Annotated in this window: 14 protein-coding genes and 1 pseudogene; 9 read left to right on the forward strand and 6 right to left on the reverse strand. The window is 73.5% G+C overall.

Going from position 1 to position 12,289, the window contains the following annotated elements; all coding sequences use genetic code 11:
• Positions 1 to 110, forward strand: a pseudogene (locus AB0D29_RS28670) (serine/threonine-protein phosphatase); the annotation flags it as partial.
• Between the two features lie 64 nt (positions 111 to 174).
• On the opposite strand, the gene AB0D29_RS28675 reads toward AB0D29_RS28670, so the two are convergent.
• Positions 175 to 882, reverse strand: coding sequence for a VIT family protein (locus AB0D29_RS28675; RefSeq protein WP_362858307.1), 708 nt, complete (start codon positions 880 to 882; stop codon positions 175 to 177).
• A 134-nt stretch (positions 883 to 1,016) separates the two neighbouring features.
• Here AB0D29_RS28675 and AB0D29_RS28680 point away from each other — a divergent pair, with 134 nt between their 5' ends.
• A complete protein-coding gene (locus AB0D29_RS28680) occupies positions 1,017 to 2,096 on the forward strand; it encodes a PP2C family protein-serine/threonine phosphatase (protein WP_362858189.1) in 1,080 nt (359 codons plus the stop codon).
• 35 nt (positions 2,097 to 2,131) lie between these two features.
• Here the strand turns inward: AB0D29_RS28680 and AB0D29_RS28685 are convergent, their stop codons facing one another.
• Positions 2,132 to 2,383 (reverse strand): hypothetical protein, encoded by a 252-nt coding sequence (locus AB0D29_RS28685; RefSeq protein WP_030707561.1) that lies wholly within the window; start codon positions 2,381 to 2,383, stop codon positions 2,132 to 2,134.
• Between the two features lie 107 nt (positions 2,384 to 2,490).
• Here AB0D29_RS28685 and AB0D29_RS28690 point away from each other — a divergent pair, with 107 nt between their 5' ends.
• Positions 2,491 to 2,862: an ArsC/Spx/MgsR family protein gene (locus tag AB0D29_RS28690; protein WP_362858190.1), complete on the forward strand. Its 372-nt coding sequence runs from the start codon at positions 2,491 to 2,493 to the stop codon at positions 2,860 to 2,862.
• Here the strand turns inward: AB0D29_RS28690 and AB0D29_RS28695 are convergent.
• Positions 2,859 to 3,686: a DUF2182 domain-containing protein gene (locus AB0D29_RS28695; protein ID WP_362858191.1), complete on the reverse strand. Its 828-nt coding sequence runs from the start codon at positions 3,684 to 3,686 to the stop codon at positions 2,859 to 2,861. The genes AB0D29_RS28690 and AB0D29_RS28695 overlap by 4 nt on opposite strands.
• A 221-nt stretch (positions 3,687 to 3,907) precedes the next feature.
• Between AB0D29_RS28695 and AB0D29_RS28700 the strand changes: the two genes are divergently transcribed.
• A complete protein-coding gene (locus AB0D29_RS28700; RefSeq protein WP_362858192.1) occupies positions 3,908 to 4,561 on the forward strand; it encodes a DUF1326 domain-containing protein in 654 nt (217 codons plus the stop codon).
• Positions 4,562 to 4,990: 429 nt separating this feature from the next.
• Here AB0D29_RS28700 and AB0D29_RS28705 read toward each other — a convergent pair whose 3' ends face one another.
• The gene (locus tag AB0D29_RS28705; protein WP_362858194.1) at positions 4,991 to 5,830 is read right to left on the reverse strand and encodes an alpha/beta hydrolase; all 840 of its coding nucleotides are present in this window, start codon (positions 5,828 to 5,830) and stop codon (positions 4,991 to 4,993) included.
• Positions 5,831 to 5,894: 64 nt separating this feature from the next.
• Here AB0D29_RS28705 and AB0D29_RS28710 point away from each other — a divergent pair, with 64 nt between their 5' ends.
• Positions 5,895 to 6,386 (forward strand): MarR family transcriptional regulator, encoded by a 492-nt coding sequence (locus AB0D29_RS28710; protein WP_362858195.1) that lies wholly within the window; start codon positions 5,895 to 5,897, stop codon positions 6,384 to 6,386.
• Positions 6,387 to 6,433: 47 nt separating this feature from the next.
• Positions 6,434 to 6,973: a hypothetical protein gene (locus AB0D29_RS28715; RefSeq protein ID WP_362858197.1), complete on the forward strand. Its 540-nt coding sequence runs from the start codon at positions 6,434 to 6,436 to the stop codon at positions 6,971 to 6,973.
• A 92-nt stretch (positions 6,974 to 7,065) separates the two neighbouring features.
• Here the strand turns inward: AB0D29_RS28715 and AB0D29_RS28720 are convergent, their stop codons facing one another.
• Positions 7,066 to 7,983 (reverse strand): Gfo/Idh/MocA family oxidoreductase, encoded by a 918-nt coding sequence (locus tag AB0D29_RS28720; RefSeq protein WP_362858308.1) that lies wholly within the window; start codon positions 7,981 to 7,983, stop codon positions 7,066 to 7,068.
• A 212-nt stretch (positions 7,984 to 8,195) separates the two neighbouring features.
• Here AB0D29_RS28720 and glnII point away from each other — a divergent pair, with 212 nt between their 5' ends.
• The 3 genes from glnII (at position 8,196) to AB0D29_RS28735 (ending at position 10,714) form a co-directional block, all read left to right on the forward strand.
• Positions 8,196 to 9,215, forward strand: coding sequence for a glutamine synthetase (glnII, locus tag AB0D29_RS28725; RefSeq protein ID WP_362858198.1), 1,020 nt, complete (start codon positions 8,196 to 8,198; stop codon positions 9,213 to 9,215).
• 84 nt (positions 9,216 to 9,299) lie between these two features.
• Entirely contained in the window at positions 9,300 to 9,668 is a 369-nt protein-coding gene (locus tag AB0D29_RS28730) for a hypothetical protein (RefSeq protein WP_362858199.1), read from the forward strand.
• Positions 9,669 to 10,105: 437 nt separating this feature from the next.
• The gene (locus AB0D29_RS28735; protein WP_362858200.1) at positions 10,106 to 10,714 is read left to right on the forward strand and encodes a winged helix-turn-helix domain-containing protein; all 609 of its coding nucleotides are present in this window, start codon (positions 10,106 to 10,108) and stop codon (positions 10,712 to 10,714) included.
• Positions 10,715 to 10,800: 86 nt separating this feature from the next.
• Here AB0D29_RS28735 and AB0D29_RS28740 read toward each other — a convergent pair whose 3' ends face one another.
• Positions 10,801 to 12,261, reverse strand: a complete 1,461-nt coding sequence (locus AB0D29_RS28740) for a PepSY domain-containing protein (protein ID WP_362858202.1) — start codon at positions 12,259 to 12,261, stop codon at positions 10,801 to 10,803.
• Positions 12,262 to 12,289: the final 28 nt, after the last annotated feature.

A 12,289-nucleotide genomic window follows, 5' to 3' on the forward strand; every position in this document is an offset into this window, starting at 1 on the left:
CGCTGTACCTCGCGGCGGCGGCGGAGGCCCGTATCGGCGGGGATTTCTACGAGGTGGTCGACACGCCGTTCGGGGTGAGGCTGCTCATCGGTGACAAACGCCGGCGGGGCTGGATCGGCCGGCGTTTGAGGCGCGGGGGCTGGGGCGGAGCCCCGAGGGCGGGCGGAGGCCGGTTCAGGTCGTGCCGAGCCAGGTGCCCACCGCGTAGGTGACGGCCATGGCCAGCGCGCCCCCACCCACGTTCCGCGCAACCGCGCGAAGCGGCGGCGCCCCGCCGAGCCGTGCGCTGAGCACCCCGCACAGGGTCAGCGCCGCGACCACCGCCACCACCGTCACCGGTACCCGCGCGGACGGCCCCGGCAGGAGGATCGCCAGCAGCGGCAGCACCGCCCCCACCGTGAAGGCGATGAGGCTGGCGAAGGCCGCGTGCCACGGGTTGGCCAGCTCGTCGGGGTTGATCCCGAGCTCCACCCGGGCGTGCGCCCGCAGCGCGTCCCGCCGCGTCAGCTGCTCGGCCGCCTCCCGGGCCACTCCCCGGCTCAGCCCCCGCTCGGCGAGCAGGTCGGTGAGTTCGTCGAGCTCCGCCTCCGGCTCCTCGGCCAGTTCCCGCCGCTCCAGGTCCAGCGCGGCCCGCTCGGAGTCCCGCTGCGAGCTGACGGAGACGTACTCCCCCGCCGCCATCGACAGGGAGCCCGCGAGCAGTCCGGCGACCCCCGCCGCCAGGATCGCGGAGCGGGAGGTGGTTGCTCCGGCCACGCCGACCACGAGGCCGGCGGTGGAGATGATCCCGTCGTTGGCTCCGAGCACCCCCGCGCGCAGCCAGTTGAGCCGGGTGCTGATCGCGGCGCTCTGCGTGCCGTCGCCCGTTCCGTGCGCCTCGATGTGCGCCCGGCTGGGCGCCTTCCGCGAGCCCTCGTTTCCCGTCACGCCACCACTTTCCCGGCACGGGCCGTACGAGGCCACCCGGCGGGCCGGTCCGGGGTGCGCGGGCCGGGCCCGCGTACCAGGGTGGAAGGGTGAGACGCGGACGCGAGGAGCCTGGCAGGCTGCGCGGGGAGCCGCCGCCGCGCTGGGCCCGGATCGCGCCCGCGGCGGCCCTGGTGGGGCTCGTCCTCGCGCAGGCGCTCACCCCGGGCGCCGAGCTGGGCTTCTTCCTGGCGGGCCTGCCCCCGGTGGCCGCCTTTGCGTACGGGGCGGCCGGGACCGCGGTCTTCGCCGCCGTCGTCCTCCTGCTGCTGGGGCTGCCGGCCCTCGGCGTCGGCCATGCCCGCGGCACGGACCTGGCCACGGTGGCCGTCGTCGGGCTGCTGAGCGTGGTGATCGCCTGGGTCCGCCAGCGCCGGGACGCCCAGCTGGTCAGCGTGCGGACGGTGGCCGAGGCGGCCCAGATGGCGGTGCTCCCGCCGGTGCCGGAGCGGGTGGGCGCGGTGCGCTGCTCGGGGCTCTACCGGGCGGCGCAGCGCGGCACCCTGGTCGGCGGCGACCTGTACGACGTACGGGCCGGGCCGTACGGCGTACGGGCGCTGGTCGGGGACGTGCAGGGGCACGGCCTGGCGGCGGTGGGCACGGTGGCGGCGCTGCTCGGGGCCTTCCGCGAGGGCGTGATCGACGACCGCGGACTGGCGGCGGTCGCGGGCCGGCTGGACCGGCGGCTGGTGGCGGACGCGAAGGCGGCTTCCGTCGAGCACCCGGAGCTGTTCGCGACGGCGGTGCTGCTGGAGTTCCCGCCCGGGCTGGACCTCGTACGGATCGTGTCGTGCGGGCATCCGCCGGCCCTGCGGCTGCGCGGGGCGGTGGTGGAGGAACTGGTGGTGGAGCCGGGCCCGCCGCTGGGTCTGGGGCTCGCGGGGCCGCCGCCGGCGGTGGCGGAGCTGCCGCTGCGGCCCGGGGACCAGCTGTTGCTGCACACCGACGGCGTGACCGAGGCCCGGGACGCGGCGGGGCACTTCTACCCCCTGGCCGCCCGGGTGCCCGTGCTGGCACGGGACCCGGGCGGCCTGGTCGGGGCGGTGTGGCGGGACCTCGCGGCCTTCACGGACGGCGGTCCGCGCGACGACGTGGCCCTGCTGCTGCTCTCCCTGGACGGATCGGGATGAGCGGCGGATGCCCTGGCACCCCCGGCAGGCCCGGCTTACGACTCCTTGATGAACGCGCGCACCATCTTGCAGGTGACGTTCGACGGCCGGTGGATCCCCGTCCGGACGGCCATCGTCCGGATCTTCCGGTTGGTGGCGCGCCGGGGGTCGTACGTCCCCGAGTCGAGCAGGGATATCGCCAGCCGCATCGCCTTCAGGCGGCGGTTGTGGCTCTCGTACCACTCGCGGGGCAGGCCCGCCGGCAGCGGCTTCTTCTTGACGGGCTGGACGGTGGTGGCAGTGGCCATCTACAGCCTCCCAAACGGTAGTTGGCTTCCTGTCGTTCTTCCTCGATTTTACCGGGGACCACTGACAAAAGCCCCTGGCCAGACCGGCCCTGGTTAGGGTTGGCGGCATGGAGATCTGGATCAATCCCGCCTGTTCCAAGTGCCGCAGCGCACTGACCCTGCTGGACGCCGAGGGCGCCGAGTACACCGTGCGGCGCTACCTGGAGGACGTGCCCTCCGAGGACGAGATCCGCGAGGTGCTCGGCCGGCTCGGGCTGGAGCCGTGGGACATCACGCGCACCTCGGACCCGCTGGCCAAGGAGACCGGCGTACGGGAGCTGCCGCGCGAGGCGACCGACGCGGCGCGCGGGCAGTGGATCGCCCACCTGGCCGCGCACCCGAAGCTGATCCAGCGCCCGATCATCACCGCGGAGGACGGCTCGGCCGTGGTCGCCCGCTCGGAGGAAGCGATCCGCGAGGCCCTCTCCCGCAAGCCCTAGGTCCGGAGCATCTCCGTCATGGGCGACTGCGTCGGGATCAGGCCCGGCAGCAGCCAGGGCTGGAAGAGGCTCAGTACCGCCAGTACGAGGAAGGCGGCCCCGACGACCTGCGAGAAGACGGGGCCCAGCCGCCAGAGCTTCTCCACGAAGATCACCACGGCCACCGCGGCCATCGCCAGGACGTTCATGACGCCCAGCGGGACGAGCACGACCATCAGCCCCCAGCAGCAGCCCACGCAGTACGCCCCGTGGTGCGCCCCGACCCGCAGATCGCGGGCCCGGGGCCGGAAGCCCGCGTAGCGTACGAGCTGACCCATCGGGCTCCGGCAGTGCCGCAGGCAGAGGTCCTTCCACGGGCCGAACTGGTACAGCCCGGCGAGCAGGAACGCGCCGGCGCCGATCCAGCGCCCGGCGCCGGGGTGTTCGTCCACCAGGGCCCCGGTCCCGGCGAGGAGCCCGTAGGCGATCAGGCCGAAGGCCGTCCAGGCCAGCAGGTACCCGACGGCGAACTGGGCGGTACGAGCCACCCGTACGACTCCCGTGGGTGACTGGCGCCCGATGGTCCGCGCCCAGGTGAGGGCCACCGGGGCCACCGACGGGAACATCATGGCGATCATCATGACCAGCCACAGCAGCAGGAACAGCGGGACGCCCATGCCCATGGTTCCCGGCTCGACCCCCACGTCACGGGCCTGGTCGACCACCAGCACCCAGGCGAGGAGGGCGATCGACGCCATCACCGACCAGGCGAACGCGAGCTGTCGGGCCGACAGCAGATTCGCCGGACGCAGAGGGGGTGACAGGGCCTTCCGGTCGAGGCGCACACCTCCAGCACATCACGGCGGACCTGCGTGCGCGCGGGAACGTGTGTACGCGTGTTCGTGTGTACGCGTGTACCTGGAACACATCTCCTCCGGGTGACCCCTGCGGTGGGACAATCGGGGTGCATACCCGTACGACCCGGGCGTGGGCCGGCGATGGTTCCCGGGGGCTCCGCCGTCCTCCCGAGACCGACGTCCCGGCACGGTCACGAGGAGGCAGGGAGATGTCCGAGACGACGGCGACCGTTCCCCGGTGGCACGCGGCGGGCGACTGGTTCGACACCTGCAAGTGCGACGTGCCCTGCCCCTGCTCGTTCGCACAGCTGCCCACCCACGGCGATTGCGACGGCATCCTGGCCTGGCACATCCGCGAAGGCCGTTACGGCGACGTAGGGCTGGACGGCCTGAACGTCCTGATGCTGGCCTCGTTCGTCGGCAACATCTGGGCCGAGCACACGGACACGTACGCCGCGGTCTTCGTCGACGAGCGTGCCGACGGCCCCCAGCGCGAGGCCCTGCAGATGATCTTCGGCGGGCAGGCCGGCGGTTGGCCCGCCGAGATGGTGACCATGATGGGCGGCGAAATGCGCGGCATGGAGTTCGCCCCCATCGAGATCGAGGTCGCCGACGACCTCGCGAGCTGGCGGGCCGTGGTACCGGGCCGGGTCGAGGCGAGCGCGGCCGCGCTCACGGGACCCACGACCCCGGAGGGTGCGCGCGTCCAGTCGACGAACCTGCCGGGTGCGGAGACCGGACCGGGCCAGGTCGCGACCTGGGGCCGCTCGACGGCGGACCGCGCCGACGCCCACGGCTTCTTCTGGAGCCGCGAAGGCCGCTCCAGCAAGCACATCACCTTCGACTGGACCGGGCCGGCCTAGCGGGTTGCCTCCGGCGGTTCGGCAGGGGTGTGCGCCGATTGGCTGCGCCGCTCGGGCCGGGTGCGGTGGGGGCCGGTTGTGGCGGGGTCGGGCGCCGGTTGGCTGCGCCGCTCGGGCGGGGTACGGGCGGGGCCGGTTGTGCCGAGGCCGAGCGGGCGGGGGGGCCGGTTGGGGCGGGGCCGGGCGCGCCAAATTCAGCCTCGCCGGCGTTTGAGGCGCGGGGTCCGGGGCGGAGCCCCGATCTTTGAGCGGCACCGTCCGGCTTCGCGGCACCACCTCCGGCTTCGCCGCACCACTCCAGTCTCGCCGCACCGTATTCAGCCCCTCCGGCGATTGAGGAGCGGGGTTCGGGGCGGAGCCCGGTATTGCAGCCGCACCAGATTCAGCCTCGCCGGCGATTGAGGCGCGGGGTGCGGGGCGGGGCCCCGGTTACAGGCGGCGGGCGAGCTCGGCGGCGGCCGTCAGGGGCAGCGCGTGGTGCGCGACCCCGGGCAGCACCTCGACGCACGCACCCGGCAGCGCCGTACGGGCCGCCCGAGCCGCGCCGCCGCCGTCGTGGCAGCGGGCCCGCTCCGCGAACAGGACCTCCACCCGCGTCCCCCCGAGCGCGGCCACGGCCGGGCGCGGCCCGGTGACCGGGCGTACGGAGGGGAAGCCGGCGCTCTCCTCCTGCAGCCGCAGCCAGGCCGGGTCGAGGGCGGCTCCTCGGCTCTCCCAGGCGAGGAAGGAGCGGATCCGCTCCGGGGTGGGCCGCACCAGCGCGGGCAGCGCGCGCAGCACGTACCCGGGGCGGAGCCCGGCGAAGACCTGGGTGGGGTCGATCAGCACGAGGCGGCCGAGCCGGGCCGCCCGCGCGGCGGCGTAGTGGGCGGCGATCCACGCCCCGTACGAGTGGCCGCCGAGCACCACCGGCCCGTGCGCGCCGAGCCCGTCGAGGACCGCGTCGAGCCAGCCGACCAGGTCCGGAACGGACCGGATCGCCCGCCCGGGCGCGGGGACGCTGAGCCCGGGGCCGCCCACCAGGTCCACGGCGTGCATCCGGTGCGTGCGGGCGGCCCCGGCGGCGGCGAGGGCGCCCCACACGGTGGAGGTGGACCCGCCGCCGGGCAGCAGCACCAGCGGCGGGGCGTCGGCCGGGCCGCAGCTGTTGACGCGGGTGCTCCCGTACGGGGTGGGCACGTCGACGGATTCGACGGGCCCGGGCCACTGGCCGAGCGCCTCGTCGTAGGCGGCGCGGAAGGAGGACGTCCGTGGCCGGGCGGGGGACATGGCGGGCTCCAATGTCTCGCTGGGCGATAATCTCGCTCAGCGAGAGATCCTAGACGGAGGCGATGTGACCGACAACCAGGAACCCGACAACCTTCGGCTGGTGCACCTCCTGCGGGCGGTGACCGTCGAGTTCGGTCTGCGCCAGGCGGAGTTCGCCGCCCGCAACGGCATGCACGCCACCGACGTACGGGCGCTGATCTGCCTGCTCGACGCGGCCCGCGCGGACGAGCCGGCCACGGCCGGCCTGCTGGGCGCCCGGCTCGGCCTCAACTCGGCCGGCACCACCGCCGTGATCGACCGGCTGGAGCGGCTCGGCCACGTGGCCCGGGTCCGCGACGAGCGAGACCGGCGGCGGATCCTGCTGCGGGTGGAGCCGGCGGCGATCCGTCTGGGCCGCGAGTTCTTCGGCCCCCTGATCGACGGGGTGCTCCAGGTGCTCGACGGCTTCGACCCCGCCGAACGGGACACCGTACGCCGCTTCCTGACGGCCACCCACGCCGTGTTCGCGGGGGCGGGCGCGGCGGCCTTCATCTCGCCCCCACCCGGCACCTCGTAGGGTGGCTTGCGTACCAAAGCTGGACGAAGCACACCAAAGGACCCGTCGTGAACGAGCAGCAGCAGCCCCAGCCGCAGACCGGCCCCGGCGCAGATCCTGTCGCGCCGCGGCGGCGGGGGGCCGACTGGATGTTCGGCGGGGTGTACGGGACGGTCCTGGCCAGCGGTCTGCTGGCCGCGCTGGACCAGAAGGGCGGGGACTTCACCCCCTTCTACGACGCCAGCTGGGTGCTCGTCACGGCGGCCACGGCCGCGCTCGCGCACGGCTACGCGCACCACATGGCCTCCCACCGGAAGGACTCCGCCTCACACCGGTGGCGGCTGCTGGTCCTGGCGCTGTGGCACGAGTGGCCGATGATCGCGGCCACCCTCCCCACCGTGCTGCTGCTGGTCGTCTCCGGGCTCGTCGACTGGGACTCCTACGGGGTGACCGCCGTCGGGCTCGGCCTGAACACCGCGCTGCTGTTCGCGTGGGGTTCGGTCGTGGCGCTGCGCGTGGGCTACCGGATGACCTCGGCCCTGCTGATCGGCCTGGCCGACGCCACCATCGGCCTGGCCATCATCGTGGCGAACGCGGTCATCAAGTAGGGCGGCCGTCGAGCGGCGCGGCCGTGGGGCCGCGGCCATCGGCTGCCGCGGCCCTCACCTGGCGCGGCCCTCACGTGCCGCGCGGCCCCACGTCACCCGGGGAGCTGTGCCTCCGCCTCGGCGAGGATCTCCGTCAGCCGGGCCCCGAACTCCGCGCCGCGCGGATCCGGCACGCCCGTGCGGGCGGCGGTGAGGAGCGCGTCCAGGGCGCGGCCGTAGGCCCCCGGTACGTCGCTCCAGCCGGGCAGCTCGTACACGCCCTCGGTGCCGCGCAGTTGCAGGCCCACGCCGGCGGCCGCGCGCGGCGCGCCCAGGCTGAGGACGGCGGTGCTGGCCGCGCCGGAGGTGTGCCGCAGCGCCAGCTGGACCACGTCGGAGGGGCCCCGGGTGGCGCTGACCTCGGTGACCTCGCCGAGGACCGGGATGAGTACGGAGAGCGCGTGCGGGCCGACGTCCCACAGCCCGCCCTTGGCCTTGCGCCAGGGCGAGTCGGCGTACGCGCTGGGTGTGCCGTCGGGCGGGAAGACGGCGCCGAGCCAGTGCGCGCCCGCGGTGAACCAGCCGGAGCGTGCGGCCTGTTCCTCGACCCAGCCTGCGGTGGGCTCGGCGAAGCGCAGGGTGAGGAAGACGACGGAGGCGACGGCGTGGCGGGCGGCCGCGTCGGCGACGGCCCTGGCCTCCTCGACCGTCGTCGCGACGGGTTTGTCGAGCAGCAGGTGACAGCCGGCGGCGGCCGCGCGCACGGCGAGCGGGGCCTGGACGTCGGGCGGCAGGGCGAAGGCCACGGCGTCACATTCGGCGAACAGTTGGTCGGGGTCTTCGTACACCTTCACGTCGTGCGCGCGCGCCAGCTCGGCCGCGGCCTCGGGCCGGCGGCCCCACACGCCGGCGAAGTCGGAGCCGGGGTGCGCGGCGAGGGCGGGCGCGTGGGTGCGGTGCGCCCAGGGGCCGGTGCCGAGCAGTCCGACCCGCGGTCGGGGCTCTCCGATGGGGTTCAAATCAGACGAAATGCTCACCCGCTCAGTCTGCCCCACCCGGACGGGCGTTCCACCCCCGACCCGCTCGTGGCCCGCACAGCCCACCCGACCTGCGGCGTAAACCTCGGTAACACGGGGTTCACACATGGGCAACGGAAGGGAAATCGCGGGCGGGCACGCTGCGGTCATCACCGCAGCGAAGAAGCAGCGACCAGCAGCACCCGCAGAGTCTGAGGATGGGGCCCGTGAGCTACAAGGCTGAGTACATCTGGATCGACGGCACCGAGCCGACGGCGAAGCTTCGCTCCAAGACGAAGATCCTCTCGGACGGCGACGCGCTGCCGATCTGGGGCTTCGACGGATCGAGCACCAACCAGGCCGAGGGTCACGCCTCGGACCGTGTGCTCAACCCGGTGTTCTCCTGCCCGGACCCGATCCGCGGCGGGGACGACGTCCTCGTGCTGTGCGAGGTCCTGAACATCGACATGACCCCGCACGAGTCGAACACGCGCGCGCTGCTGCGTCCGGTCGCCGAGAAGTTCGCCTCGCAGGAGCCGATCTTCGGCATCGAGCAGGAGTACACCTTCTTCGACGGTTCCCGCCCGCTCGGCTTCCCGGTCAACGGCTTCCCGGCCGCGCAGGGTGGCTACTACTGCGGCGTCGGCTCGGACGAGATCTTCGGCCGCGAGATCGTCGAGAAGCACCTGGACCACTGCCTCGCGGCGGGCCTGAGCATCTCCGGCATCAACGCCGAGGTCATGCCCGGCCAGTGGGAGTTCCAGGTCGGCCCCGTCGGCCCGCTGGAGGTCTCCGACCAGCTGTGGATCGCGCGCTGGCTGCTCTACCGCACCGCCGAGGACTTCAACGTCTCCGCGACGCTGAACCCGAAGCCGGTCAAGGGCGACTGGAACGGCGCGGGCGCGCACACCAACTTCTCCACGAAGGCGATGCGCGAGCAGTACCCCGCGATCATCTCCGCGTGCGAGGCCCTGGGCGAGGGCAGCAAGCCGCTCGACCACGTGAAGAACTACGGCGCCGGCATCGACGAGCGCCTGACCGGCCTGCACGAGACCGCCCCCTGGAACGAGTTCAGCTACGGCGTCTCGGACCGCGGCGCCTCGGTCCGCATCCCGTGGCAGGTGGAGAAGGACGGCAAGGGCTACATCGAGGACCGCCGCCCGAACGCGAACGTGGACCCGTACGTGGTGACCCGCCTCATCACGGACACCTGCTGCACCGGCCTGGAGAAGGACGGCCTGGTCTGACCGCCGCCTCCCCCGCACCACCCAACGCCCGCCGGCCCCACAGGCCCGGCGGGCGTTGTCAGTCCCCCGTGCCACGGTGAGCCCATGATGGCGATCAGGATCCAGACGGAGCGCGACGAGTCCTACGAACGTCCCACGCGCGGCACTTTGTCCCAACTCGTGGAGCGCATCGGCGCGGACAGCGACCACTTCGTGATCGTCGAGCGCCTCACCGCCGACCCGGACGTCTACATACAGGTGTGGCACGACGCGGGGGACGACTACCAGCTGGAGCACCGGGACGGTTCCGCGGACCGCCACTTCCAGGCGTACCTGCCCACGGCGGCCGAGGTCGTCGAGGTCATGGCCCGCTGGGCCCGCCAGGAGAAGGCCTGGGACCTCGGCCCCACCTGGCGGCGTCTGGACCTCCCGGTGGAGGAGGAACCGACGCTCGATGCCCGCACCGGAGGGTGAGGGGCCGGCGTGGGGCTCGGGTGGGTGTGGGGTGGGAGTGCCCACGATGCGATACGGGTCGTGGGGTTGGACTGGGTTAAGCGGCTGGGGGGTTGATGGGAATGTACCGGTTTGGCTTGGGTTTGCGGCGGAATATGAGATTCCGATCCATGATGTGAGACATGGCCTGCCCGGGGGACATGACATCTGCTTGAATGGGGCCATGGCCAGCCACCCGCACACCTCGTCAGGTCGCAGCGACCTCGAGCCGTTCTGGCCCTCCCGTCAGGATCACGATTTCGACCGGGAGTGTTGCCGCGCGAAGAACGCGCCGGCCCTCTAAAGCCTCCGGGAACTCCCCTCTGACCTTCCCTCAGGCCTTCGGTCTGCGCGGTGCGACATCGATGACGTACGTACGTCTCCCTGCCGACCCTTCCGCGTGAAAGAGCTGACCACTCATGGCGAACACCCGCACCCTCACCTCCGCCGCCTCCGCTGCGACCGCCTCCCTGCCCTATCCGCCCCATCCGCGCCACCGGCTGCGTTCCGTGGACCGGGACGAGGTGGCTCGGGTCGTGGACCTGCTCCCGCCGGGGGCCACCTGGCTGCCCGCGCCCCAGCACACCCTGCCGACGCTGCCCGGCCAGCCGCCGATGATCGGCTACCTGGTGCTCGTACCGGCCGACCAGCAGCCGCCCATCGGCTTCGCCCCACACACCGTGGCCGCCCCGGCCGCGCCCGCCGCGGTCCCGGCCCCGCCCGCGGCCGCGGCCGCACCGGCGGGTGACGCCCTGGTCCGCATCGACTCGGCGCAGCGCACCGCCGAGGTCGACGGCCGGGTGCTCGACCTGACGTACCTGGAGTTCGAGCTGCTGGCCCACCTGGTGCAGCATCCGCACCGGGTGCACAGCCGGGACCAGCTGGTCACCACGGTCTGGGGCTACGGCCACGTCGGCGACGGCCGGACCGTGGACGTCCACATCGCCCGGCTGCGCCGCAAGCTGGGCGCGTCCCACCGCGGTGCGATCCAGACGGTGCGCCGGGTGGGCTACAAGTACGCGCCCTGACCGGCCTTGGCTACCGTACGCGGCGGGCCCGTACTCCCGGGTGGAGTACGGGCCCGCATGCGTCGGACGGTCAGGCGGTCAGGCGGTCACGCAGCCGGGGCGGCCGGAGCGGCCGCCTTGGCGCGGCGGCCCGCGACGAAGCCCAGCAGGACGTCGACCACGAGGAAGACGGCCAGGCTGATCCCGAGCAGCGGGATGAACCAGCCGACCACGGCCGTCACCGCGACCAGCGGCAGGATCGTGGTCACCGGCAGCTTCCGCCAGGCGCCGCGCGGCTGCGCCCGGCCCACGGACAGCTTGCGGTCCTTCGTCGGCCGGCGCAGCCACCACATCCGGTAGCCCCAGAAGACGAGGAACATCACGGCGACGGCGAGCGCGGCCAGCGCGATCTGGTTGGCGAGGCCGAACGTCTGGCCCATGTGCAGGTCGATGCCGAAGCGGGTCATCTTGGCGAGCAGGGGGTAGTCGGCGAAGCGCAGTTCGTCCATGACCCGGCCGTCGGCGGGGTCGACCGCGACCGCGTCGAAGTGCACCGGCACCTGCTTGTCCTGCTCCTTGACCACGTACCCCTTGCCCTTCGCGGGCAGGGTCACGCGGACGGCCTCGGTGACTCCGGCCTCCCGGGCGGCGGCGACGGCCTGGTCGAGGCCGACGTCTGCGGTGGGCGCGGGCGGCGGGGCCATCGGCGTGCCGTCGGGCATGGTGTGCCCGGCGTGCTCGTCGGACCCGGAGTCCGCGCCGGCGGTCAGCTTCGCGGAGACGGCGGGCGTGGCCCCGCCCAGGCTGTCCTGGAGCTGCCCGATGTTCTCGCCGGCGTACTTGGACCAGGTCAGGCCGGTGGCGGAGAGGACGACGAGTCCGGCGACGGCCCACAGGCCGACGGCCCCGTGCCAGGACAGCGTGCGGCGGCGGCCGGTGGCCTTGCGGTCCGGGAGGACGAGCTGCGCCTTCCGCTTGCGGCGGCGGCCGATCCACAGGGCGAGACCGCCGAGCGCGACCACCCACATCCAGCTCGCGGCGAGTTCGCTGTAGTTCCGGCCGAACTCCCCGAGCTGGAGGCTGGAGTGGAACTCGCTCAGCCAGGCCCGCAGGGGCAGCGCGTCACCGGCGGTTTCGAGCTGCCCGCGCACCTCGGCCGTATACGGATCGACGAACACGGTGAGGGTCTGGCCCTCCGCGAGCCCCTCGCTCTCCATGATCACCCGGGTGGTGGCCTCGGCGTCGGGGGCCGGCCACACGGACACGACCGAGCCCTCGGGGGCGGCGCCCTTGGCGGCCGCGACCTGGGCGCTGAGCGGCAGGGCGCTCTCGCCGACGCGGGCGACGGTCAGCTCGTCGGCGTAGACGATCTTCTCGGCCTGCCAGGAGGCCGCGTAGAGCAGGCCGGTGGCGGCGGCGAGGAAGAGCAGCGGGGCGATCAGCAGGCCCGCGTAGAAGTGCATGCGCAGGAGCAGCGGCCGCAAGGCGGACCAGCCGCCGCGGCTCTTGGATATGTCGGCTGGATCGGCGTCCGGGGTGCGGACGTCCTGAACCTCGTCAAGAGACATGGGGGTTCCTCGGTGTTGGCGAAGACAT

It is taken from the genome of Streptomyces sp. NPDC048424, from assembly GCF_040651555.1.
GTDB lineage: Bacteria > Actinomycetota > Actinomycetes > Streptomycetales > Streptomycetaceae > Streptomyces.

What these genes read in the sequence shown, in the direction of transcription:
- AB0D29_RS28690 (WP_362858190.1), top strand. Translation starts at nt 2,491, where the DNA reads ATGGAGATCTGGATCAATCCCGCCTGTTCCAAGTGCCGCAGCGCACTG.
- AB0D29_RS28740 (WP_362858202.1), bottom strand. Translation starts at nt 12,261, where the DNA reads ATGTCTCTTGACGAGGTTCAGGACGTCCGCACCCCGGACGCCGATCCA.
- AB0D29_RS28705 (WP_362858194.1), bottom strand. Translation starts at nt 5,830, where the DNA reads ATGTCCCCCGCCCGGCCACGGACGTCCTCCTTCCGCGCCGCCTACGAC.
- AB0D29_RS28685 (WP_030707561.1), bottom strand. Translation starts at nt 2,383, where the DNA reads ATGGCCACTGCCACCACCGTCCAGCCCGTCAAGAAGAAGCCGCTGCCG.
- AB0D29_RS28700 (WP_362858192.1), top strand. Translation starts at nt 3,908, where the DNA reads ATGTCCGAGACGACGGCGACCGTTCCCCGGTGGCACGCGGCGGGCGAC.
- AB0D29_RS28730 (WP_362858199.1), top strand. Translation starts at nt 9,300, where the DNA reads ATGATGGCGATCAGGATCCAGACGGAGCGCGACGAGTCCTACGAACGT.
- AB0D29_RS28735 (WP_362858200.1), top strand. Translation starts at nt 10,106, where the DNA reads ATGGCGAACACCCGCACCCTCACCTCCGCCGCCTCCGCTGCGACCGCC.